This is a genomic window from Streptantibioticus ferralitis, from assembly GCF_029223525.1.
Taxonomy (GTDB): domain Bacteria; phylum Actinomycetota; class Actinomycetes; order Streptomycetales; family Streptomycetaceae; genus Streptantibioticus_A; species Streptantibioticus_A ferralitis.
Window position 1 is genome coordinate 26,499 of the sequence record NZ_JARHTQ010000005.1, and the last position, 21,545, is coordinate 48,043.

The window sequence follows — 21,545 nt, forward strand, 5'->3', positions numbered from 1 at the left end:
CCGCCTCGGCACGGACCGGGCCGTTACGCGCCGACGCGGGCCCCGACCAGCGGTTTACCGCCGCGGCTCAGTAGAGTGCGGTGCCGCCGCCCATCATCGGCCCCCACTGGGCGCGGCCCGAGGAGAGAAACTTTGCCGGTCTACTTCATCGGCGCCGGCCCAGGCGCCGCCGACCTGATCACCGTGCGCGGCCAGCGCACGCTGGCCCGCTGCGGGGTGTGCCTGTACGCGGGCAGCCTGGTGCCGCGCGAACTGCTGGCCGAGTGCCCGGCTGACGCCCGGTTGGTCGACACCGCGCAGCTCAACCTGGACCAGATCACCGGGGAACTCGTCCGCGCCCATGAGCAGGGGCACGACGTGGCCCGGCTGCATTCCGGCGACCCGTCGGTGTTCAGCGCGGTCGCGGAGCAGATGCGCCGCCTCGACGCGGCGGGCGTGCCGTACGAGGTGGTACCCGGTGTGCCCGCCTTCGCGGCGGCAGCGGCGGCGCTGAAGCGGGAGTTGACCGTTCCGACCGTCGGGCAGACCGTGATCCTGACCCGCCTGGCCCACCGCGCGACGCCGATGCCGGACGGCGAGGACCTGGCGACCCTCGGCCGCAGCGGCGCACTGCTCGTCCTGCACCTGGCCGCCCGCTACGCCGACCGCATCGTGGAGGAGTTGCTTCCGCACTACGGCGCCGACTGCCCGGCCGCGGTGGTCGCGATGGCCAGCCGACCCGATGAACTGGTGCTGCGGGGCACCCTCGGCGACATCGCCGAGCAGGTCAAGGCGGCGGGCATCGTACGCACCGCGGTGATCCTGGTCGGTCGTACGCTCGGCGCCGAGCAGTTCCGCGACAGCCATCTGTACTCCGCGGAGCGCGAGCGGCCGCACGCGGCCTGCGATCAGCCGTAGGCCCTACCGGGTTCCACCTGGCCGACGATGGTCCCGGCGCGGTCGATGCAGATGACATCGACCGCCACCGGCGCCTCCCGCAGCACACCGAGGGCGGTGGCCCTGGCGGCCTCGGCCACCAGGTCACCCAGCGGCACACCGTGCGCGGCGCACAACTGCACGGCTTCCAGACCGGTGTTGGCGCCCGCGACCGCCACGGCCAGTGCGTCGTCGGCGCCGCCCTGCCGGGCGAGTCCGGCCAGGAAGCCCTTGTCCACCTGGGAGCGAGAGGAGTGCAGGTCGAGATGGCCGGCAGCGAGCTTGGAGAGTTTGGCGAAGCCACCGGCGATGGTGAGCCTGGGCACCGGATGGCGCCGAAGGTACTTCAGTACGGCCCCGGCGAAGTCGCCCATGTCGAGCAGCGCGTCCTCCGGCAGTCCGTGCACGGCGACCGCGACCTTCTCGGACGTCGACCCCGTACACCCGGCCACATGGGTCCGTCCGGCGGCGCGTGCCACGTCCACCCCGCGCCGGATGCTGTCGATCCATGCCGAGCAGGAGTACGGCACGACGATGCCGGTCGTGCCGAGGATGGACAGCCCGCCGAGGATGCCGAGACGGGGGTTCCAGGTACTGCGGGCGATCTCCTCTCCGCCGTCCACCGAGATCTCGATCTCGACGTCCGCGGATCCGCCGTGCCGCCGCGCGACCTCGGCGATGTGCTCGCGCATCATCTGGCGCGGCACCGGGTTGATCGCGGGCTCGCCGACCGGCAGCGGAAGTCCGGGGCGGGTCACCGTGCCCACGCCTGGCCCGGCGCGGAATACCACGCCGGTGCCGGGACCACCGCGCCGCACCGTGGCGCGGACCAGCGCGCCGTGGGTGACGTCCGGGTCGTCTCCGGCGTCCTTGACCACGGCCGCCATGGCCTGCCCATCGGCCAGCTCCTCAGCGGCCAGGGCGAATGCGGGCCGCTGTCCCTTGGGCAGGGTGACGGTCACCGGGTCCGGGAACTCACCGGTCAGCAGCGCGGTGTACGCGGCCGTGGTGGCCGCCGTGGCGCACGCGCCCGTGGTCCAGCCGTGCCGCAGCCCGGTGCGCTCGAGCTGCGCCGACCGGCCGCCCTTCGGCTTCGTACCCTCAGCCAACGGACGGCCCGATGAGTACGCGTCGCCATGTACTGATCCTCGGCGGTACGGCCGAGGCCCGGCGGCTGGCCGCCGAACTGAACGCCGAACCCGGCCTGCTGGTCACCAGTTCACTGGCCGGACGGGTGGCCCAGCCGAGGCTGCCCGCGGGACAGGTGCGCATCGGCGGATTCGGCGGGGCCGCAGGCCTGGCGCAGTGGCTGCGCGAACACCGGGTAGACGTGCTCATCGACGCCACTCATCCTTTCGCCGAGAAGATCAGTTTCAACGCGGCCGCGGCGGCCGCCCTCGCCCATATTCCCCTGCTCGCCCTGCGCCGTCCCGGGTGGGTGTCCGGTCCGGGCGACCGCTGGCACGAGGTGGGCTCGCTGGCCGAGGCGGCGGGCCTGCTGCCGTCGCTCGGACAGCGGGTCTTCCTCACCACCGGCCGGATGGGCCTGGCGGCCTTCGCCGGGCTGGGCGAGCTGTGGTTCCTGGTCCGCTCGGTCGACCCGCCCGAGCCGCCGTGCCCGGCGCGGATGGAAGTGCTGCTGGACCGGGGGCCGTTCACCGTCGAGGGCGAGTCCGAGCTGCTCGGGCGGCATCGTATCGATGTGCTGGTGACCAAGGACAGCGGCGGCCCGGCGACGTCCGCCAAGCTCACGGCCGCCCGCGAGGCGGGCGTGCCGGTCATTGTCGTGCGGCGACCGCCGGTACCGTCCGGCGTGCCCGTCGCCCCCGACGTGACCGGGGCGGTCGCGTGGATCGGCACGCCGTCGTAGGGCCTCCGGCGGATTTCCCGTGGCGGGCGGGAGGCTCCGGACCGCCGGTCCGCGCCGCGGAGGCTACGCGCCGCTGCGGCGGCACGAAGACTGCGCCGCGACGGCGAGCAGCGACGACGCAGGACCGGCGGTGCCCAACCTTCCGCAACCGGAAACCCGGTCTCACCCCCCGGTCTCCGGGTAGTTACGTGGCGTCCATACCACCGTGGAGCCGTCACCGCGCCGCACCGCACGGGTCTGCGAGGAACCGACGAGCAGGATGCAGCGCATGTCGACGGTGGCCGGGTCGAGTTCGTCCAGCGTGCTGATCCGGACCTCCTCCTGCGGACCGCCGACGTCACGGGCGACCACGACCGGGGTCTGCGGCGCACGTGCCTCCAGCAGCACCTTGAGGGCGGTCTCCAACTGCGTCTTGCGGCTGTTGGACGCCGGGTTGTACAGCGCCAGCACCAGATCGGCCGCGGAGGCGGCGCGCAGCCGGTCCTCGATGATCTGCCAGGGCTTGAGCCGGTCGGAGAGCGAGACCACGGCGTAGTCGTGGCCGAGCGGCGCGCCGGCCAGCGCGGCGGCCGACTGGGCGGCCGTCACACCGGGCACCACCCGTACCCGTACGCCGAGGTACGGTTCGGCGGACGCGGCCTCGAGTACCGCCGTCGCCATGGCGAACACGCCGGGGTCCCCCGAGGAGACCACCGCGACCTTCCGGCCGCGGCGGGCCAGGTCGAGAGCGAACTCGGCGCGTTCGGCCTCCACCCGGTTGTCCGAGGCGTGGCGTTGCTGTCCGGGCCGGTGCGGCACCCGGTCCATGTACGTGGTGTAGCCGACCAGATCCTCGGCGGCGGCGAGCGCCGAACGGGCCTGCGGGGTCAGCCACATGGGCCCCGCGGGGCCGAGCCCGACGACGGTGACCTCGCCGCCGGAGGACTGTTGCGCCGCGGTTCGTGCGTCGACCCGGCTGGGCAGTACGGCCATCGAGAAGTACGGCACCGTCTCGGGGTCGACGTCGGCGAGTGGCGCGACGCGTTCCGCGCCCATCGTGGCCCGCTCCACATAGTGCGCGTCGTCCAACCGGCCTGCCCGCTCCAGTGCGCTGCGGACCGCTGGGAATGTCCGGCCCAGCTTCATGACGGCCGCCGAGTCGGCGCAGGCCAGCCGGGCGGCGAGTTCGTCCTCGGGGAGGGTGCCGGGCAGGACGGTCAGCACCTCCTCGCCTTCCACCAACGGCCGCGCCAGGCGCGCCGCGGCGGCGCTCACCGAGGTGACACCGGGCACTACCTCGGTCGGGTAGCGGTCGGCGAGCCGCTTGTGCATGTGCATGTACGAGCCGTAGAACATCGGATCGCCCTCGGCGAGTACCGCGACCGTGCGTCCGGCGTCCAGGTGCGTGGCGAGCCGGGCGGCGGCTTCGGCGTAGAACTCCTCCATCGCACCCCGGTATCCGCCAGGGTGGTCGGTGGTCTCGGTGGTCACCGGGTAGACCAGCGGTTCTTCGATGTGGTCCGAGCGAAGATAGCGCTCCGCTATCGAGCGGGCGATGCTGCGGCCGTGCCGGGCGCTGTGGTAAGCGATGACGTCGGCGCCGTTGATCACCTCCACCGCCCGTACGGTCATCAGCGACGGGTCGCCGGGGCCGAGGCCGACCCCGTAGAGGCGGCCTGCCGGTTGCGCGGCTTGGGTGTTCACTCTTCCTCGCTCGCAATCGCGTTGATCGCGGCGGCGGCGATCGCACTGCCGCCGCGCCGTCCCCGTACCACCAGGTGCTCAAGGCCTGACGGGTGTTCGACGAGCGCCTGCTTGGATTCGACGGCGCCGACGAAACCGACCGGAACGCCGATCACGGCGGCCGGGCGCGGGCCGCCCGCCTCCACCATCTCCAGCAGCCGGAACAGCGACGTGGGCGCGTTGCCCACCGCGACCACCGCGCCGTCCAGCCGGTCCCGCCACAGTTCCATGGCGGCGGCCGAGCGCGTGGTGCCCAACTCGGCGGCCAGCGCCGGCACCGTGGGGTCGGACAGGGTGCACACCACGTCGTTGCCGGCGGGCAGCCGCTTGCGGGTGACCCCGCTGGCGACCATGGCCACATCGCACAGGATCGGGGCACCCGCTCGCAGCGCAGCGCGCGCGTTCCGTACCGCGGCCGGGCTGTACACGAGGTCACGCACCAGGTCGACCATTCCGCAGGCGTGGATCATGCGGACCGCGACCTGGGCCACGTCGTCCGGCAGTCCGCTCAGATCCGCCTCGGCGCGAATGGTGGCAAAGGACTGGCGGTAGATCGCCGGGCCGTCCTTCTCGTACTCGATCACGTGGTCCTCGTCTGGAGTGTGCTGCGGGCCGCCGCGATGGCGGCCGATGTCTGCTGGGTGCCGGGCAAGTCTGCCCGATCCGTTCCGTGCACGGTGACCTGGTAGCCGTCCGCGGTGGCGAGCACATCGACCCAGCGTCCACCGGGGTGTCCGCAGCGCCGTTCGCAGCCGGACCAGTGCACCGGCAACCGCGGTGTGTCGTACGGCGGTTGTGCGGCGAGCGCGTCAGCCGCGTCACGGCGCACATCCGCCAGGGACTTCGCGCAGCCGGGCAGCCCGGTGCAGGCGCTCGCGCCCTGCCAGGGTGAGGCGGGATCGGTGATGAACCCCGCCTCGGACAGCTCATGCGAGGCGGCGAGCGCGTCGGCCGCGGTCAGGCCGGGCAGCACCACACCACGCCAGGGTGTCAGCCGCAGTTCGCCGCTGCCGCGTGCCGCCACCGTGGCCAGCAGCCGCCACTGCCGTGCGGACGACCGTCCGAACCGCACGCCCAGCGACAGGCCGACGCCTTCGCCGCACGCGTCACGAACGACCCCGAAGGCCGGAGGCGGGCAGTCGGCGACCGCTTCCGCCGGGGCCTGCGGTCCGCCGAGCCGGGCCCGGATCCGGCTCCCGTCCGGGTCCACCTCCCGCACCCGCCAGGCGCGTTGACCGGCGCCGCGCGCCAACCGGAGGAACTCCTCGGCGGCCCGCAGGACCCAGCGCGGACCGTCCTCGGCGGGTACGGCGATACCGGAGTCCGGCGCGACCGGCCCCACATGGAGCACCGCGGCGCCGCCCGGTCGCGCGATCAATGTCACATCGCCGCCGAGCGCCGCCACATCGCCGCGGCCGTCATCAAGGACGAAAAGGAACCGGCCCGACAAGTCGGTCAAGGCGTCACTCGCGCACAGCAGGGCGTCCACCTCATGTGTCCACGCCTGTACGTCGGCGTGTCCGCGGCCGTCCAGCCTCGCGAGCGGTGACGCGACGACGTTGCGCACCCGCTCGTGCCGGATCGACGGCAGCAGGCCCGCCGCGCCCAGCCGGGCGCCGAGTTCGCCGCCCGCGTCCGGCGAAAGGCCGCGCAGTTGGACGTTCCCGCGTGAGGTCAGGTCCAGATGTCCGTCGCCCAGCTCCACCGAGAGTCGCGCCAGCGCCTCGGCCTGAGCGGCGGTCAGCAGGCCGCCGGGCAACCGTACCCGGGCCAGCGCACCGTCGTCCGCCGAGTGCAGCCGCAGCGCGCCGGGGCAGGCGTCGTCCCGCCCGCGACCGACCGCGGGCGCGCCGAAAGGGCTGGTCACGGCGGCTCCGAGGGTCGTTGGGCAGGGCGGCGGGGGCGATCGGCGGGAGGTCTCAGCATGTAGGACCTGGGCGACTGTCGCAAGCCTTACTATGCTCGCGGACGTTCCAGCACGGCACGTCCTTGCCCGTGACGGCAATTGGGAGGAAACCGGCGCGAATCCGGTGCGGTCCCGCCACTGTCACCGTGCCTCGATGATGCGGTTCGCATCTCCTGTCGCGGAAGCCAGGAACTCCACGCCGTCCTTCACCAGCCCGGGGCGCGGACCCCGAGGAAGGCAGTGCCGACGTGATCCTGCTGCTGTCGACGTCCGACACCGACCTGCTCAGCGCCCGGGCGGCGGGCGGTCCCGTGCCGTACCGCTGGGCCAACCCCGCGCGGCTGTCCCTCGACGAACTGCCCGCGCTGCTCGACGGCACCGACCTGGTCGTCGTACGACTGCTCGGCGGGATCCGCGCCTGGCAGGACGGGCTCGACCTGCTGCTGTCCGGTGAGCGTCCGGTGGTCGTGCTCACCGGTGAACAGACCCCGGACGCCCAGCTGATGGCATCCTCCACGGTGCCCATCGGCATCGCCACCGAGGCGCATGCCTACCTCGCCCACGGCGGTCCGGACAACCTCGACCAGCTCGCCCGGTTCCTTTCCGACACCGTGCTGCTGACCGGCCACGGCTTCGCCGCGCCCCAACCGGCGCCCGCCTGGGGCCCGTTGGAGCGCGAGCCGCATCCCGGGGCGACCGGTCCGGTGGTCGCGGTGCTCTACTACCGGGCGCACCACATGAGCGGCAACACCGGTTTCGTGTCGGCGCTGTGCTCGGCGATCGAGGACGCGGGCGGGCGGGCGATGCCGCTGTACGTCGCCTCCCTGCGCGCACCGGAACCGGAACTGCTGGAGGCGCTCGGCGCCGCCGACGCCATCGTCACGACCGTGCTGGCCGCGGGTGGTACCCGCCCCGCAGACGCCTCCGCCGGAGGCGACGAGGACGCCTGGGACGCGGGCGCGCTGGCCGCCCTCGACGTACCGATCCTGCAGGCGCTGTGCCTGACCGGGCCGCGCGCCGCCTGGGAGGAGAACGACGAGGGCCTGTCGCCGCTGGACGCCGCGACCCAGGTCGCGGTGCCGGAGTTCGACGGGCGGCTGATCACCGTCCCGTTCTCCTTCAAGGAGATCGACGCCGACGGCCTGCCGGTCTACGCTGCCGACCCGGAGCGCGCCGCGCGCGTCGCCGGGATCGCCGTACGCCATGCGCGCCTGCGGCACATCCCGGCCGCGGACAAGCGCCTGGCGCTGGTGCTGTCCGCATATCCCACCAAGCACTCCCGGATCGGCAACGCGGTGGGCCTCGACACCCCTGCCAGCGCCGTCGCCCTGCTGCGGCGGCTGCGCGAGGAGGGCTGGGACCTCGGCCCGCAGGACGGCCCGGACGCGCTGCCCGGCCTTGCCTCCGGCGTCGGCGACGACCTGATCCGCGCCCTCATCGACGCGGGCGGTCATGACCAGGAGTGGCTCACCGAGGAGCAGCTCGCCCGCAATCCGATCCGCATCCCGGCCGCCGACTACCGCCGCTGGTACGGGCAGTTGCCCGCCGAACTGCGCGAGAGCGTGGAGCGGCACTGGGGTCCGCCGCCCGGCGAGCTGTTCGTGGACACCAGCCGCGACCCGCGGGGCGAGATCGTGCTGGCCGCCCTGCGCGCGGGCAATCTGCTCGTGCTCATCCAGCCGCCGCGCGGCTTCGGGGAGAACCCGATCGCGATCTACCACGACCCCGATCTGCCGCCGTCGCACCACTACCTGGCCGCCTACCGCTGGATCTCCGCCGGGCGCGAGGACGGCGGCTTCGGCGCCGACGCCATGATCCACCTCGGCAAGCACGGCAACCTGGAGTGGCTGCCGGGCAAGAACGCGGGGCTGTCCGCCGCCTGCGCGCCGGACGCGGCGCTCGGCGACCTGCCGCTGATCTACCCGTTCCTGGTCAACGACCCCGGTGAGGGCACCCAGGCCAAGCGCCGGGTGCACGCCACCCTCGTCGACCATCTGGTACCGCCGATGGCCCGGGCCGACTCCTACGGGGACATCGCCCGGCTGGAACAACTCCTCGACGAGCACGCCTCCATCGCCTCGATGGACCCGGCCAAGCTCCCGGCCATCCGCTCCCAGATCTGGACGCTGATCCAGGCCGCCAAGCTCGACCATGACCTCGGGCTCGAAGACCGGCCGCACGACGTCGAGTTCGACGACTTCCTGCTGCATGTCGACGGCTGGCTCTGTGAGATCAAGGACGCCCAGATCCGTGACGGACTGCATGTCCTCGGCCACGGCCCGACCGGTCCGGAGCGGGTCAACCTGGTGCTGGCCATCCTGCGGGCCCGCCAGATCTGGGGCGGTACGACCGCGTTGCTGGGGCTGCGCGAGGCGCTGGGCCTGGACGAGTCGGCCGCGACGCGGACCAGCGCCGATGAGGCGGAGGACCGCGCCCGTGCGCTCGTCCAGGCGATGGAGGACGCCGACTGGGATCCGCGGGCGGTTCCGGAGGTCTGTGCCGGACTGCCCGACGAGGTGGGCCGGGTACTGGACTTCGCGGCCCGCCAGGTCGTGCCCCGGCTGGCCCGCACCGGCGACGAGATCGACGCGGCCGTCCACGCGCTGAACGGCGGCTTCGTTCCGGCGGGCCCGTCGGGATCTCCGCTGCGCGGTCTGGTGAACGTGCTGCCCACCGGCCGCAACTTCTACTCCGTCGACCCCAAGGCCGTGCCCAGCCGCCTCGCCTGGGAGACCGGCCAGGCGCTCGCCGACTCCCTGCTGGAGCGCTACCGCACGGACAACGGGGACTGGCCGCGCTCGGTCGGCCTGTCCCTGTGGGGCACCAGCGCCATGCGCACCGCGGGCGACGACGTCGCCGAGGCCCTGGCGCTGCTGGGGGTGCGCCCGGTGTGGGACGACGCGTCCCGCCGGGTCACCGGTGTCGAGCCGGTCTCGCTGGACCAGTTGGGGCGTCCGCGCATCGATGTGACGCTGCGCATCAGCGGGTTCTTCCGTGATGCGTTCCCGCATGTCGTCGCACTGCTGGACGACGCGGTACGGCTGGCCGCCGGGCTCGACGAGTCCGACGAGGACAACTTCCTGCGCGCGCACACCCGCGCCGACCTCGCCCTGCACGGTGACGAACGCCGCGCCACCGTCCGTATCTTCGGCTCCCGGCCCGGCACCTACGGTGCGGGACTGCTCCAGCTCATCGACAGCCGCGACTGGCGCACCGACGCCGACCTCGCCGAGGTCTACACCGCCTGGGGCGGGTACGCCTACGGCCGCGGCCTGGACGGTCGTGCGGCCCGGGAGGAGATGGAGACCGCCTACCGGCGTATCGCGGTGGCCGCCAAGAACACCGACACCCGCGAGCACGACATCGCCGACTCCGACGACTACTTCCAGTACCACGGCGGCATGGTGGCCACCGTACGGGCGCTGACCGGCACCGCCCCCGAGGCGTACATCGGTGACAGCACCCGCCCGGAAACCGTGCGCACCCGCTCCCTGCTGGAGGAGACCTCCCGGGTCTTCCGGGCCCGGGTCGTCAACCCCCGCTGGATCGAGGCGATGCGCCGCCACGGTTACAAGGGGGCCTTCGAACTGGCCGCCACCGTGGACTACTTGTTCGGCTACGACGCCACCACTGGCGTGGTCGCCGACTGGATGTACGACAAGCTGGCCCAGACCTACGTCCTCGACCCGGAGAACCGGGCCTTCCTCCAGGAGGCCAACCCCTGGGCCCTGCACGGCATGGCGGAACGCCTGCTGGAAGCCGAGAGCCGCGGCATGTGGGCCAAGCCCGATCCGGCGATGCTCGACGGTCTGCGGCAGGCGTTCCTGGAGACCGAGGGCGACCTGGAGGGCGGCACGGACTGAACCGTCCGGTCCGGACGGAAACCCGCGGGAACCCGGTGGCCCGGCTGACCGACTACTGGGCCGTGGAGCGAATCGGGGAACGGTCGGCGCGATGCGCGCCGACCGTTCCCCGCGGGGGCGCTCGCCCCGGTCGCTCGTCTGTCCGCTGGCTGAACGGAGAACCACCTCATGGCGCCTGCCCGCGTCCTCGTCCGCACCCTCGCCGCGCTCGGCGCGGGGCTGCTCGTCCTGACCGGTTGCGATGGCTCCGGCAAGGCCGCCACGGACGCGAACGGGACGTCCGGGTCATCGAAGAGCGGTCCCGTCGTGGTGGCCACCTCCACTTGGGAGGCGGCACTGGCCAAGGCCGCCGGGGCCGGGACCGTCAAGTACATCGTCCCCGCGTCGATCCGGCACGCTCCCGACTACGACCTCAAGCCGTCCGACCTGGCGGCGGTCGCCGGGGCCGACTACGTGCTCTACGCCCCCTTCGAGCCGTTCGCGGCCCGGATCAAGGACGCCGCGGGCTCCAAGGCGAAGCTGGTCGACGTCAACCTGGACAACGACCCCGCCACGACATCGGCCGAAGTCACCAAGCTGGGCAAGCTGTTCGGCACCGAGCGGGACGCGACGAAGTGGAACACCGGCTTCACCGCGCGCTGGCAGGCGCTGGCCCAGCAGGTGAAGAGCACCTGGCCAGGCGGCAAGCCCCCGGTGGTGGTCGCGCAGGCGTTCACCACCTGGGCGGCGAAGCTCGCCGGGGCCCAATTGGCCGGCACCTACGGCCCGAACCAGGTCACGCCCGCCCAGTTGTCGCAGCTGTCCGCCAAGAAGCCGCAGTTCGTGCTGGACAACGAGAACATGTCGACCGGGACCGTGCTGCCCGGCTCCGGCGCCAGGCAGCTGAACATCGTCAACTACCCAGGCGAGGACCTGGACTTGATCGCGGTCTACCGCAAGGCCGCCGGCCAGATGGAGAAGGCGTTCGCAGGGTGAACCTCAAGCGCCGGACGGGCTGAAGTCAGCCCGTCCGGCGCTTGAGGACAAGCGGCGAAGCCGCTTGCGGGGGTCCGGGGGCGGCCCCCGGGAAAGCGCGGTACCCGCCTTGTCGGGGCGCAGGGCGGGGATGGCACGATGTCGGACATGACCACCGGGCCGATAGCACGCACTGTACGAGCCGCGGTCTTCGCGGCCGTCTGTGTGGTGACCACGGCTCTGGGTCACGCGCTGATGTCCGGGGACACCGTGCCGTGGTGGGCCCTGACCGCCGCTTTCTGCGGAACGGGCGCGGCGGCTTGGTCGTTGGCCGCGCGGGAGCGCGGAGCGCTTGTCGTCACCGGTGCCACGGTGGTCGCGCAGCTCGGCCTGCACTCGCTGTTCAGCCTGGCGCAGGCGTCAGCGGGCATGGGCGGCTCACCCGAACGGCAGTGGGCGGCGACGCTGTTGTGCGATGCGACGGGTACGTCCCGTGCCCACATGTCGCAGGCGGCGGCCGTCCAACTCCTGCGGCAGTCTGGGCTCAGCTCGGCCGCCGCGCACCGGCCGCCGCCCACCACCATGGGAAGCATGCCGGGCATGGCCGATATGCCCGGCATGGACATGGGGCATGTTGACGGTGTGTCCGGCGCCCTGAGCCAACTGCCGATGACGCACTCCGGCCATGGCGGGCTCGGCATGTTCCTGGCCCATCTGCTGGCCGCGCTGGTGTGCGGGCTGTGGTTGTGGCGCGGCGAGGCCGCCGCGTTCCGGATCGGCCGCAGCCTGGCGGCCGCACTGTTCACCCCGCTGCTGCTGGTGCTGACGACGCTGGGTTGGACCGGCGGCCCGCGGCCACCGGCGGGCGTGGTCGCCATCGCTCCCGTGCGGTGCCTGCGCGGGGTGCTGTTGCAGTACGCCGTCTCCCGCAGGGGTCCACCGGGCCTTCAGCTCTGCTGCTGACCGCTCGTCCCCGTACCGCCTGGCGCGGTGATCCGGTGGCGGGCGGAGTAACGGCGTACCCACACGCCCCGTTGTCGTGAGCGATGCCCTCGCCATGGCGACGGCGCGGTGACGCGTGCGCCGGCCCCTTGCCCCTGCGGCTCTCCGGCCTGCCCGTCGTGCCTTCGGCGCGGGTGCGTTCGGGGTGCCGTGTCTCGACGGGGACGTGCCATCGCCTGGTGCGGCCCCGTAGTCACCGAAGGACACTTTGCGATGATTCCTGCCCTGGTCGGCCCGGCCCGCCGAGCACGGACCGCCATGGACGACGAACAGTTGACGGGATGGGCGCTGGCCGCGCGAGGCGGCGACCCCGACGCCGTCGAGCGCTTCGTACGGGCCACCCACCGGGACGTCTGGCGGTTCGTCGCGCACCTCAGCGGCGATGTGCACGGTGCGGACGATCTGACCCAGGAGACCTATCTGCGGGCACTGACCAGCCTGCCGAGGTTCGCCGGGCGGTCGTGCGCGCGCACCTGGCTGCTGTCGATCGCCCGCCGGGTGGTCATCGACCGCTACCGGTCGGCCGCCGCCCGCCCCCGTACCGTCGACGCCGCGGACTGGCAGGCCGCGGCGGAACGGGCGCAGCCGAGCTGTCTGCCGGGATTCGACGAGGGGGTCGCACTGAACGAACTGCTGGACGGGCTGGACGCGGTGCGCCGCGAGGCCTTCGTGCTCACCCAGTTGGTCGGGCTGCCGTACGCCGACGCGGCGGCGGTCGTCGGCTGTCCGGTCGGCACCGTACGCTCCCGGGTGGCCCGCGCCCGTCAGGACCTCGCCGGTTGGCTGAACGCGGCAGAGAAGTGCACGGCCTCCGCACGGGTCGCCGCGGCGTAGCCGTTCCACGCCGCACCCCACCCGTCCGGGCCAGCGGGGCTCTGCCCCTGGTCCGGACGGGCGCTAGTTCGCGCTAGTCCCGGAAGCGGAGGAATTCGGCGGGGACGTGGTCGACCAGCCAGACTCCGTTCGCGCTGAGCCGGAACTCATGTCCGGCGCGGCGCATCGCGGCCGCGTCGACCGACAGCGCCACGGGCTTGCCGCGGCGGGCACCCACCCGGATCGCCGTTTCGCGGTCGGGAGACAGATGGACCGCGTGGCGGCCCATCGGCAGCAGCCCCTCGGCCCGGATCGCGGCCAAGTGGCGCTCCACCGTGCCGTGGTAGAGGTACGCGGGCGGCTCCGCGACCGGTAGCGCGAGGTCGACGTCGACGCTGTGGCCCTGATTCGCGCGGATCCGGTCGCCGTCAACGGCGTAGCGCCGCTTGTCGTTCGTGGCCACCACCTGCTGCAACTCGGCACGGGTGAAGCGGAATCCGTGTGCGGCGGCCGCGGCCACCAGTGCGTCGATCTCCACCCAGCCCTGGGGGTCGAGCGTGATCCCGATCCGTTCGGGCTCATGCCGCAGATGCTTCGCCAGGTACTTCGAGATGCGTATGCTCCGTCTTTCGTCCATCGTCTCCCGACGATAGTCCCCGGCCCTCGGCAACGCGTGCGTCAGGTGAGGTTCAGGGGGTCGCCCGAGCGAGGGCCGACCAGACCCCGAACGGTCTGGTACCAGGCGTAGGCGGACAGGGCGAACGGGATGTAGCCGAGGTAGCCGGGCACCGGCATCCGGAACAGCCGGACGTACGACAGGAATGCCGGGAGGCGGTAGATCCAGTGCGCCCCGACGGCCCGGAAGTTCCAGAGCTCCCAGAAGAACCCGCACATCAGGCCACCGCAGGCCAGCGCCAGGAGGGTCTGCCAGCGGCCCCGGGCGAGTTGGCTCCACAGGCTCGGCAGGCCCAGTCGGGCGTTGATCGGATCGAGGATGAGCAGCGGACACAGCCAGACCAGGAAGAACAGCTGCCGGGGGAAGACCAGGATCGCGGCGAGCAGAACCGCGCCTAGTGCGCTGACTCCGTAGAGCCGGGCCGGGGTCTGTCCCAGCGCCCGGCACGGCCGGGTACGGCTCAACATCCGGGTGGACCGCAGCAGTTCGGCGCTCTCGAACAGGGCCGCGAGCACCGTGCTGAAGCTGAGGGAGAACAGCAGGATACGTACCGGCTCGCTCTGGGCGGCGGGCTGGACGTAGTACCAGTTGCGCAGTGACGTGTTGAGCCACTCGTGCACCCACCAGAACAGCGCCGAGTAGCCGAACATGAGGGCGAACTGCGGGGGGCTCCTGGTAAGGATCGACGTACCGGTCCGCTGCTTGACCACGCCATCGACCGTGAGGACGTAGCCGAGCCACAGCCCGAAGAAGAAGATCTCCGTCCAGCCGTTGACGACCGTCCAGTACAGCCCCCAGAACGAGGCCACCAGGGCCAGGCCGATGATCAGCTGGACCGGTACCCGCTCGCGGGTCCGGTCGGGCGCGCCGGCCCGTGGGGTGCCTTCGTCAGCCTTCATACCGAGCCTCTCGTTCCCCGGCGGCACGGATGACCACCCTGAGTGACAGGAATTGCACCCAACGCGGGCATCGTCCAGCCCACCGGCGCCCTCCACTTCCCCGCAGCCGTGCCGAGGGGAATGATCGGTATCGACGGGTTCCTCTACATCAGCGATACCACTCGGGGGGCCAGGAGGCCGTAGTCATGACACGTCACGAGACGGAGTGGAGCACCCACCTGTACGTCGTCGAGGAGGGCAACGTCACCAGGGCCAAGGCGACCCTGGACACGACAACCGCCCAGTTCACCGGCGACGGGGAGGCGCGCAAGAACCCGCGGGACCCGCAGGTGCACGAGATCGGCGACGAGCTGGCCGCGGGCCGGGCGCTCGCCGATCTGTCCCGCAAACTACTGCGCGAGGCGGCCCAGGAGATCGACGAGAACGAGGGCATGGAGCCGCGGGAGACCGAACCCGCCCCCGCGCGGCTGTGGCAGTGATCAGACGCGCGTTGGCGTAGCGGTCCGTAGCGGCGACGCGCGAACGCAATCCGGAACGCGGCTCGCACGCGCCGGGCGAAGTGGGCTCGGGGACGGCCACGACGATGGCCGTCCCCCCGATCGCGCCCTCCCCCGCCGCGCCCAGCGCGACGACGCCGACTACATGTTGATCATGTGGCCGGCCAGTCCGTGCAGCGCCTCCTTCACGGCTTCACCAAGCGTCGGATGGGCGTGCACATTGCGGGCGGCCTCATGGACGGTCAGGTCCCACTGCTGCGCCAGCGTCAACTCCGGTAGCAGTTCGGTGACTTCGGGTCCGATCAGATGGGCGCCGAGCAGTTCACCGTGGCGGGCGTCGCAGAGGATCTTCACAAAGCCCACCGGGTCGCCGAGGCCGTGGGCCTTGCCGTTCGCCGTGAAGGGGAACTTCTGCACCTGGACGTCGTAGCCTCGTTCGCGGGCCTGGGCCTCGGTCCAGCCGAAGCTGGCGATCTGCGGCTGGCAGTAGGTGGCGCGCGGGATCATGACGTACTCAAGCTCCATGGTCTCCGCGTCCGTGATGGTCTCGGCGGCGACGATGCCCATCGCCTCGGCGGCGTGCGCGAGCATCAGGTTCGCGGTCACATCGCCGATGGCGAAGATGTGCGGGACGTTCGTCCGGCAGCGGCCGTCGACGGCGATGGCGCCGAGTTCGGTCAGCTGGACTCCGGTGTTCTCCAGGCCGTAGCCCGTCACCCGAGGCTGGAACCCGATCGCCTGCAGCACCTTGTCGGTCTCCAGGACCTGGCGCTGCCCGCCCGTCGAGACGTGCACCAACACCCGCTCCCCCGAGTCGTCGATCGACTCGACACGGGTCGAGGTGAGGACGTTGATACCCAACTTGCGGTAACGGCGGGAGAGTTCCGCCGAGATCTCCTCGTCCTCCAGCGGCACGACCCGGTCCAGGAACTCCACCAGCGTCACCTGCACACCGTAGTTGTGCAGCACATAGGCGAACTCGACGCCGATCGCCCCGGCGCCCGCGATGACGATGCTGCGGGGCAGTCCCTCGCTGAGGATCTGCTCCTCGTAGGTCACGACACGCTCGCTCAGCGAGGTACCGGGCAGCAGCTTGGTGGTCGCACCCGAGGCGATGATGCAGTGGTCGAAGCTGACGGTCTGTGTGGCGCCGTCGGCGGTCCTGACCGACAGCGTGCTGGCGTCGGTGAACGTACCGGTGCCGGTGTACTCGGTGATGTTGTTCTTCTTCATCAGGTAGTGCACGCCCTTGACGCGCCCGTCCGCCACCCGCCGACTGCGGGCGAACGCCTCGCCGTAGTCGAAGCTCACATTGCCGTCGACCCGGATGCCGAACGTCTTGGCCTCCTGGGTGAAGATGTGGGCCAACTCGGCATTGCGCAGCAGCGCCTTCGAGGGGATGCACCCCACGTTGAGGCAGACCCCGCCCCAGTACCGCTCCTCGATCACTGCCACGGTGAGCCCGAGCTGGGCACAGCGGACCGCTGCGGTGTATCCACCAGGACCGGCACCCAGTACGACGACGTCGAAGTGTCCACTCATGCCCGCCACGATAGGCGCCGAACCGCCCGTGCAGGCCCCGCCACACGACGCTGTGCGGATGTTCACGCGCCACCGGCCGTCGGTCTGTTGGCGTAGTCCAGCGCGCCCTGTCGGCCCGGGGTGGTGATGCTGATCAGGTAGCCAGTCCGCAGCACGCAAGAGGAGGATGACCCCGATGCGTCACCGTGCCGCCATGGCCTGCCGTTGGGCCGGACGATCGCTGCTCGCCAGCAGCTTCCTCGTGGGAGGGGTCAGCGCACTGCGCAACCCCGGGCACCTGCCGCATGCCGTGGAACGGCTGGGGGTGCCCCGCGGGCGGATGGCGACCAACGCCACCGCCTCGGCGATGCTCGCCGGATCGGTCGCGTTGGCCACCGGAGCGGCCCCGGTGGCCGGAACCGTCGTCCTCGGGGTGTGCCTGATGGGTGCCACGGCCGTCGTTCACCCGTTCTGGACCGAGCACGACGAGGGACGCCGAGCCGCGCACCGCAACGCCTTCCTGACCAACCTCAGTCTGCTCGGAGCGCTCGGCGTAACCGCCGTCGACGCCCTGCAGCAGCGCGGCCACGGCCCGGCCCGGCGGCAGAACCGGCGGTCACCGTGACACCGGCGACCGGACCCGATGCCGGATCAGTTGCACTCCAGCGCCGCCCGGTTCCGCTCGGCGGCGGCCATCTGGGACACGATGGACGTGGTGTGACTGCCCTCCCGGAAGCTGCTGTCCGCCAGCACCCGGCGCAGGAATTCGGAGGTGGTGCACACGCCGGGCCCGGCAACCACCATCTCGCCGAGCGCCCGGTCCATCCGGACCAGGGCCCTGGCCCGGTCAGGGGCCCAGACGACGACCTTGGCCAGCAGGGAGTCGTAGTCGGCGGGAACCCGCCAGCCGGTGAAGGCATGGGAGTCCACCCGGGTGAACGGTCCGCCGGGCGGCCGGTAGTCGGTCAACGTGCCGGCGGTGGGCGCGAAGTCGCGGTCGGGGTCCTCGGTGTTCACCCGGCACTCCATCGCCACGCCGCGCCGCGTCACATCCTGCTGGGTGAGTGAGAGCGGCAGACCGGCGGCCACCTTGATCTGCTCCTGCACCAGATCGATGCCGGTGACCTGCTCGGTGACCGGGTGCTCCACCTGTATTCGGCAGTTGATCTCCATGAAGGTGAAGCGGCCGTCGTCATCCACCAGGAACTCGAAGGTACCGGCCCCGGTGTAGCCGAGCGCCCGTACTCCCTGCACCGCCACCTCGTTCATCCGGTCGGTGAGGTCCGCGGGGAGGTTGGGGGCCGGGGTCTCCTCCAGCAGCTTCTGGTGGCGCCGCTGTACCGAGCAGTCGCGCTCGCCCAGGTGGATCGCGTTGCCCTGGCCGTCGGCGATGACCTGCACCTCGACATGGCGCGCGGTCGCTATGTAGCTCTCCAGGTAGACCCGGCCGTCGCCGAACAGCGCCACCGCGTCGGCATGGGTCTTGCGGTAGGCCGGGACGAGGTCGTCCGGGTGGCGGACAACGGTCATGCCCCGGCCGCCGCCACCGGCCACCGCCTTGATGATCAGGGGGAACCCGATGCGCTCCGCCACCCGCTGGGCGGACGCCTCGTCAAGTACGGCACCGTCGCTGCCGGGCAGGGTCGGCAGACCGGCCTGCGCCATCATGGAGCGGGCTTCGGCCTTGTCCCCGAGTTGCCGCATCAGCGCGGCAGGTGGCCCGATGAAGGTCACCCCGTACGCCGTGCAGATCTCCGCGAAGTCCGGGTCCTCGGAGAGGAATCCGTATCCGGGGTGGATCGCGTCGGCTCCCACCCGCAGGGCCGCGGACATCACCGCCGCGGGGTTGAGGTAACTTCGGCGTGCCGGGGCCGGGCCGATCTGCACGGCGTCGTCGGCCAGCCGCAGGGCCTCGGACTCGCGATCCGCGGTGGAGTGCACCACCACACTGCGGATGCCCAGCTCCCGGCAGGCACGCACCACCCGGACGGCTATCTCGCCTCGGTTTGCGATCAATACGGTCCTGAACATGGTGCTCCCTCCGCAGGCGGTGAGACGCCTTGTCGTCGTGCCGTGTTGTTCGTCCCCCGCCCGTTACCTCCGCCCCGTGTGCGTCACTCGGGATCCTCGACCGGCTCGGTCGGTTCCAGAGCGATCAAGGGCTGTCCGTACTCCACCGGGTTGCCGTCCTCGACCAGTACGGCGACGACGCGGCCGGAGCATTCGGCCTGCACCGGGTTCATCAGCTTCATGGCCTCCACGATGCCGATGTCCTGCCCCTCCTCCACCAGGTCGCCGACGTTGACGAAGGGCGGCGCACCCGGTTCGGGGGCGTGGTAGAAGTTGCCGACCATCGGTGCGGTGACGTGGTGGTGCTGCGACTGGCCGGAATCGGTGCGCGCGGCAGGTTCCGGGCTGCCTTCCGGCGCGGTCGTGGCGAGGCCGCGCGGCGCCACCTCGCCGGGCGCGGGGTGCTCCTGCGGCCACTCCAGCTCCACGACCGCCTCGCCGTACTGGATGCGGACTCGACGCAGTGGCGCGTGCACCATCGCGGCCAGTCGGGACGCGGTCTCCGCCAGCCGCTCCACGGAGTGGGCGGGGCCGTTTCTGGCCAGGCCCTCGGGGGTGTGGCTGGGTTTGCCCAGACCGTCGTGGCCGCCGTGGCGTGTGTCGAGCCTTGACACGGAATCTGTCATGACCATCCTTCCGTAAAGATCATCCGGCTGTGGCTCCGATGCCCCGGAACCGCGCTCTGCGGTCCCGGATGAGTTCTTCGCCGTCCTTGCCCGACAGTTCGTCCAGGCAGTGTGAGACGGCCCGCCGCAGTAGGTCGGCGGCCTGTGCGTGATCGGTGTGGGCGCCCTCCTGCGGCTCCGGTACCACACCGTCCACGAGCCGGTGTTCCATCAGTGACCGGGAGTCAAGGCGGAGCGCTTCCGCCGCGGCCGGGGCCGATCCGCGGTCATGCCAGAGAATCGCCGCGCAGCCCTCCGGGCTGATCACCGAGTAGAGCGCGTTCTCGCAGATCAGAACGCGGTCGGCGACCGAGAGCGCGAGTGCGCCACCACTACCGCCCTCACCGGTCACCACCGCGACCACGGGAACCGGCAGCGAGGCCATCAGGCGCAGGTTCTCGGCGATCGCCACCGCCTGCCCGCCCTCTTCGGCCTCGATGCCGGGATGCGCTCCCGGGGTGTCGATCAGCGCCAGCACGGGAAGGCCCAGCTTCGCGGCCAGCCGCATCATCCGGGCTGCCTTGCGGTAGCCGTCCGGTGTGGCCATACCGAAGGAGTGGTCGGCCAACTCCCTTGTGGTGTGGCCCTTCTGGTTGCCGATGAGGGCCACCGGCCGACCGGCGAGCGTGCCGAATCCGCAGACGATCGCCGGGCACTCGCCGCTCAGCCGGTCGCCGTGCAGTTCGAGGAATCCGTCGCCGTCCAGGATGTGGCTGAGGTAGTCCCGGGTGGTGGGCCGGTTGATGTTCCGCGCCACTTGTACGACGTCCCACGCGGCGCGCCGGGGCAGTTGCCCGGGGTCGGTGAGGACCGGGGGCCGGCTGTCTGCGGCGGGCGCCTCGCCTTCCGCGGCTGGCGCCGTGGTCTGGGCGTCAGCGAACCGCCCGCTGTACGAGCGCAGCAGGGTGGCAAGCACTTCGCGTTGCCGCGAGCGCGGAACCACCGCGTCGACGAGCCCGTTGGCGAGCAGGAACTCCGCCGTCTGGAACCCGTCCGGCAGCTTCTGACGGATGGTCTGCTCGATCACCCGCGGCCCGGCGAAGCCGAGTCGCGCGCCCGGTTCGGCGATGACGATGTCCGTCAGGGTGGCGAAGGAGGCCGCCACACCGCCGTAGGTGGGATCGGTGATCAGGCTGATGGTGAGGATCCCGGCCTCGTCCAGGGCGGCCAGTGCCTGGGCGGTCTTGGCCATCTGCAGCAGGGAGTAGACGCCCTCCTGCATGCGTGCTCCGCCGGAGGCGGTCACCAGTACGAGCGGGATCCGGTGTTCCAGGGCGCATTCGGCCGCCGTGGTGATCGCCTCACCCTCTGCGCTGCCCATGCTGCCGCCCATGAAGCGGAAGTCCATCGCCGCGACGACGACCGGGCAGCCGTCGATGCGGCCTTGTCCGACCAGGACGGCGGAGGGGATCCCGATGGTCTCGCGGGCCTGCTCCAGGCGCTGCGCGTAGGGCTTGGAGTCGGTGAACTCCAACGGGTCGTCAGTGGTACGGCCCGGCCGCACGCAGCGTGCGCTCTCGCGGCCCAACAGCCACTCCAGGCGCTCGGCGGCGGTCAGCGGCCCGTGCCAGCCGCAGTCCGGGCAGGTGTTGGCCGCGCGGGCGAACCGACGGCCGTACACGATGGTTCGGCACTGGCCGCAGCGCGTCCAGTCAACTCCTGTGGGGTCTGGGGCCTCTTGGGTGGTTGTGAGTTGCGATTCAGTAGGGAGCATCGCGATCTCCTGGTTGCGGCCCGCGGTGAATCCGCGGGCCGTCGGACGCCACTGGCGACCTGGGACATCGCCGAGCGGCTTGGCGACCGTGTGTGCGCCGTGTCGCACCCGGTACGGGTGACGCAGCCCACCACGACCGCTGTCCTGGATATCGTGGTCATCGATCATGATGCGCCGGTGCTCGGTGTGCGGCAACCGGAGTAACTTCAGCGTGTTGCCCCTGGCTGGGCCGCATGGACGTGCGCATGCGGCGCCGGGCGACCTGCCGTATGGTGACCGGGAGATCGTCCCGCCTACGGTGCCGAGGGCGGCATGTCCCCCGGCCTGGCCAGGGCCGCACCGTGCGGGCGCGGTCCATGTACGCCCCCGTCCCCGCCCTTCGGCTGCCGGCCGCGGATGCCGCGAGAAGTCCACCCGTCGGCGGTACCGCACTCACCCCACCACTCGACGAGGCATCA

Annotated in this window: 18 protein-coding genes and 1 riboswitch; of the genes, 8 read left to right on the forward strand and 10 right to left on the reverse strand. The window is 71.8% G+C overall.

Going from position 1 to position 21,545, the window contains the following annotated elements; all coding sequences use genetic code 11:
- Nucleotides 1-132: 132 nt before the first annotated feature.
- Nucleotides 133-897 (forward strand): precorrin-4 C(11)-methyltransferase, encoded by a 765-nt coding sequence (gene cobM, locus P2L57_RS09230; protein WP_275811273.1) that lies wholly within the window; start codon nucleotides 133-135, stop codon nucleotides 895-897.
- Here the strand turns inward: cobM and P2L57_RS09235 are convergent.
- Nucleotides 888-2,024: a cobalt-precorrin-5B (C(1))-methyltransferase gene (locus P2L57_RS09235; protein WP_275811276.1), complete on the reverse strand. Its 1,137-nt coding sequence runs from the start codon at nucleotides 2,022-2,024 to the stop codon at nucleotides 888-890. The genes cobM and P2L57_RS09235 overlap by 10 nt on opposite strands.
- A gap of 11 nt (nucleotides 2,025-2,035) precedes the next feature.
- On the opposite strand from P2L57_RS09235, the gene P2L57_RS09240 reads away from it, so the two are divergent.
- A complete protein-coding gene (locus tag P2L57_RS09240; protein ID WP_275811278.1) occupies nucleotides 2,036-2,785 on the forward strand; it encodes a cobalt-precorrin-6A reductase in 750 nt (249 codons plus the stop codon).
- 162 nt (nucleotides 2,786-2,947) lie between these two features.
- Here P2L57_RS09240 and P2L57_RS09245 read toward each other — a convergent pair whose 3' ends face one another.
- From P2L57_RS09245 to cobG, 3 genes are read right to left on the reverse strand one after another with little or no spacing between them, the layout of a single operon-like run.
- Nucleotides 2,948-4,468 carry a precorrin-2 C(20)-methyltransferase gene (locus tag P2L57_RS09245; protein WP_275811281.1) on the reverse strand — a complete coding sequence of 507 codons (1,521 nt, stop codon included), beginning with the start codon at nucleotides 4,466-4,468 and terminating at the stop codon, nucleotides 2,948-2,950.
- Nucleotides 4,465-5,091, reverse strand: coding sequence for a precorrin-8X methylmutase (locus P2L57_RS09250; protein ID WP_275811285.1), 627 nt, complete (start codon nucleotides 5,089-5,091; stop codon nucleotides 4,465-4,467). The genes P2L57_RS09245 and P2L57_RS09250 overlap by 4 nt, the downstream gene beginning before the upstream one ends.
- Entirely contained in the window at nucleotides 5,088-6,374 is a 1,287-nt protein-coding gene (gene cobG / locus P2L57_RS09255) for a precorrin-3B synthase (protein ID WP_275811288.1), read from the reverse strand. The genes P2L57_RS09250 and cobG overlap by 4 nt, the downstream gene beginning before the upstream one ends.
- A 95-nt stretch (nucleotides 6,375-6,469) precedes the next feature.
- Nucleotides 6,470-6,631, forward strand: a riboswitch (cobalamin riboswitch).
- A gap of 30 nt (nucleotides 6,632-6,661) precedes the next feature.
- Here cobG and cobN point away from each other — a divergent pair.
- The 4 genes from cobN (at nucleotide 6,662) to P2L57_RS09275 (ending at nucleotide 13,066) form a co-directional block, all read left to right on the forward strand.
- On the forward strand, nucleotides 6,662-10,276 hold the full coding sequence (gene cobN / locus P2L57_RS09260) for a cobaltochelatase subunit CobN (protein ID WP_275811291.1): 3,615 nt from the start codon (nucleotides 6,662-6,664) through the stop codon (nucleotides 10,274-10,276).
- Nucleotides 10,277-10,444: 168 nt separating this feature from the next.
- Nucleotides 10,445-11,251, forward strand: a complete 807-nt coding sequence (locus P2L57_RS09265; RefSeq protein ID WP_275811294.1) for a TroA family protein — start codon at nucleotides 10,445-10,447, stop codon at nucleotides 11,249-11,251.
- Between the two features lie 147 nt (nucleotides 11,252-11,398).
- Nucleotides 11,399-12,193, forward strand: a complete 795-nt coding sequence (locus P2L57_RS09270; RefSeq protein WP_275811297.1) for a PE-PGRS family protein — start codon at nucleotides 11,399-11,401, stop codon at nucleotides 12,191-12,193.
- Nucleotides 12,194-12,445: 252 nt separating this feature from the next.
- Complete coding sequence (locus P2L57_RS09275; protein WP_275811300.1) at nucleotides 12,446-13,066, forward strand: sigma-70 family RNA polymerase sigma factor; 621 nt, start codon at nucleotides 12,446-12,448, stop codon at nucleotides 13,064-13,066.
- 73 nt (nucleotides 13,067-13,139) lie between these two features.
- On the opposite strand, the gene P2L57_RS09280 is transcribed toward P2L57_RS09275, so the two are convergent.
- Both P2L57_RS09280 and P2L57_RS09285 read right to left on the reverse strand, forming a co-directional pair.
- Nucleotides 13,140-13,682: an RNA 2'-phosphotransferase gene (locus P2L57_RS09280; RefSeq protein ID WP_275811303.1), complete on the reverse strand. Its 543-nt coding sequence runs from the start codon at nucleotides 13,680-13,682 to the stop codon at nucleotides 13,140-13,142.
- A 41-nt stretch (nucleotides 13,683-13,723) separates the two neighbouring features.
- Nucleotides 13,724-14,620: a hypothetical protein gene (locus tag P2L57_RS09285; RefSeq protein WP_275811306.1), complete on the reverse strand. Its 897-nt coding sequence runs from the start codon at nucleotides 14,618-14,620 to the stop codon at nucleotides 13,724-13,726.
- A gap of 185 nt (nucleotides 14,621-14,805) precedes the next feature.
- Between P2L57_RS09285 and P2L57_RS09290 the strand changes: the two genes are divergently transcribed.
- A complete protein-coding gene (locus P2L57_RS09290) occupies nucleotides 14,806-15,099 on the forward strand; it encodes a dsRBD fold-containing protein (protein ID WP_275811309.1) in 294 nt (97 codons plus the stop codon).
- A gap of 159 nt (nucleotides 15,100-15,258) precedes the next feature.
- On the opposite strand, the gene lpdA is transcribed toward P2L57_RS09290, so the two are convergent.
- Nucleotides 15,259-16,659 carry a dihydrolipoyl dehydrogenase gene (lpdA, locus tag P2L57_RS09295; protein WP_275811312.1) on the reverse strand — a complete coding sequence of 467 codons (1,401 nt, stop codon included), beginning with the start codon at nucleotides 16,657-16,659 and terminating at the stop codon, nucleotides 15,259-15,261.
- A gap of 175 nt (nucleotides 16,660-16,834) precedes the next feature.
- On the opposite strand from lpdA, the gene P2L57_RS09300 reads away from it, so the two are divergent.
- Nucleotides 16,835-17,263, forward strand: coding sequence for a DoxX family protein (locus P2L57_RS09300; RefSeq protein WP_275811316.1), 429 nt, complete (start codon nucleotides 16,835-16,837; stop codon nucleotides 17,261-17,263).
- A gap of 26 nt (nucleotides 17,264-17,289) precedes the next feature.
- On the opposite strand, the gene P2L57_RS09305 is transcribed toward P2L57_RS09300, so the two are convergent.
- The 3 genes from P2L57_RS09305 to accD all read right to left on the reverse strand — a co-directional run bounded on the left by P2L57_RS09305 (nucleotide 17,290) and on the right by accD (nucleotide 21,255).
- Nucleotides 17,290-18,669: an acetyl-CoA carboxylase biotin carboxylase subunit gene (locus P2L57_RS09305; protein ID WP_275811319.1), complete on the reverse strand. Its 1,380-nt coding sequence runs from the start codon at nucleotides 18,667-18,669 to the stop codon at nucleotides 17,290-17,292.
- 83 nt (nucleotides 18,670-18,752) lie between these two features.
- Complete coding sequence (gene accB / locus P2L57_RS09310; RefSeq protein ID WP_275811322.1) at nucleotides 18,753-19,334, reverse strand: acetyl-CoA carboxylase biotin carboxyl carrier protein; 582 nt, start codon at nucleotides 19,332-19,334, stop codon at nucleotides 18,753-18,755.
- Between the two features lie 19 nt (nucleotides 19,335-19,353).
- Nucleotides 19,354-21,255, reverse strand: a complete 1,902-nt coding sequence (gene accD, locus P2L57_RS09315) for an acetyl-CoA carboxylase, carboxyltransferase subunit beta (RefSeq protein WP_308292448.1) — start codon at nucleotides 21,253-21,255, stop codon at nucleotides 19,354-19,356.
- Nucleotides 21,256-21,545 lie beyond the last annotated feature (290 nt).

What these genes read in the sequence shown, in the direction of transcription:
- P2L57_RS09300 (WP_275811316.1), top strand. Translation starts at nt 16,835, where the DNA reads ATGCGTCACCGTGCCGCCATGGCCTGCCGTTGGGCCGGACGATCGCTG.
- P2L57_RS09275 (WP_275811300.1), top strand. Translation starts at nt 12,446, where the DNA reads ATGATTCCTGCCCTGGTCGGCCCGGCCCGCCGAGCACGGACCGCCATG.
- accB (WP_275811322.1), bottom strand. Translation starts at nt 19,334, where the DNA reads ATGACAGATTCCGTGTCAAGGCTCGACACACGCCACGGCGGCCACGAC.
- P2L57_RS09265 (WP_275811294.1), top strand. Translation starts at nt 10,445, where the DNA reads ATGGCGCCTGCCCGCGTCCTCGTCCGCACCCTCGCCGCGCTCGGCGCG.
- P2L57_RS09285 (WP_275811306.1), bottom strand. Translation starts at nt 14,620, where the DNA reads ATGAAGGCTGACGAAGGCACCCCACGGGCCGGCGCGCCCGACCGGACC.
- accD (WP_308292448.1), bottom strand. Translation starts at nt 21,255, where the DNA reads ATGATCGATGACCACGATATCCAGGACAGCGGTCGTGGTGGGCTGCGT.
- P2L57_RS09280 (WP_275811303.1), bottom strand. Translation starts at nt 13,682, where the DNA reads ATGGACGAAAGACGGAGCATACGCATCTCGAAGTACCTGGCGAAGCAT.
- P2L57_RS09270 (WP_275811297.1), top strand. Translation starts at nt 11,399, where the DNA reads ATGACCACCGGGCCGATAGCACGCACTGTACGAGCCGCGGTCTTCGCG.
- lpdA (WP_275811312.1), bottom strand. Translation starts at nt 16,659, where the DNA reads ATGAGTGGACACTTCGACGTCGTCGTACTGGGTGCCGGTCCTGGTGGA.
- P2L57_RS09290 (WP_275811309.1), top strand. Translation starts at nt 14,806, where the DNA reads ATGACACGTCACGAGACGGAGTGGAGCACCCACCTGTACGTCGTCGAG.
- P2L57_RS09305 (WP_275811319.1), bottom strand. Translation starts at nt 18,669, where the DNA reads ATGTTCAGGACCGTATTGATCGCAAACCGAGGCGAGATAGCCGTCCGG.
- P2L57_RS09240 (WP_275811278.1), top strand. Translation starts at nt 2,036, where the DNA reads ATGAGTACGCGTCGCCATGTACTGATCCTCGGCGGTACGGCCGAGGCC.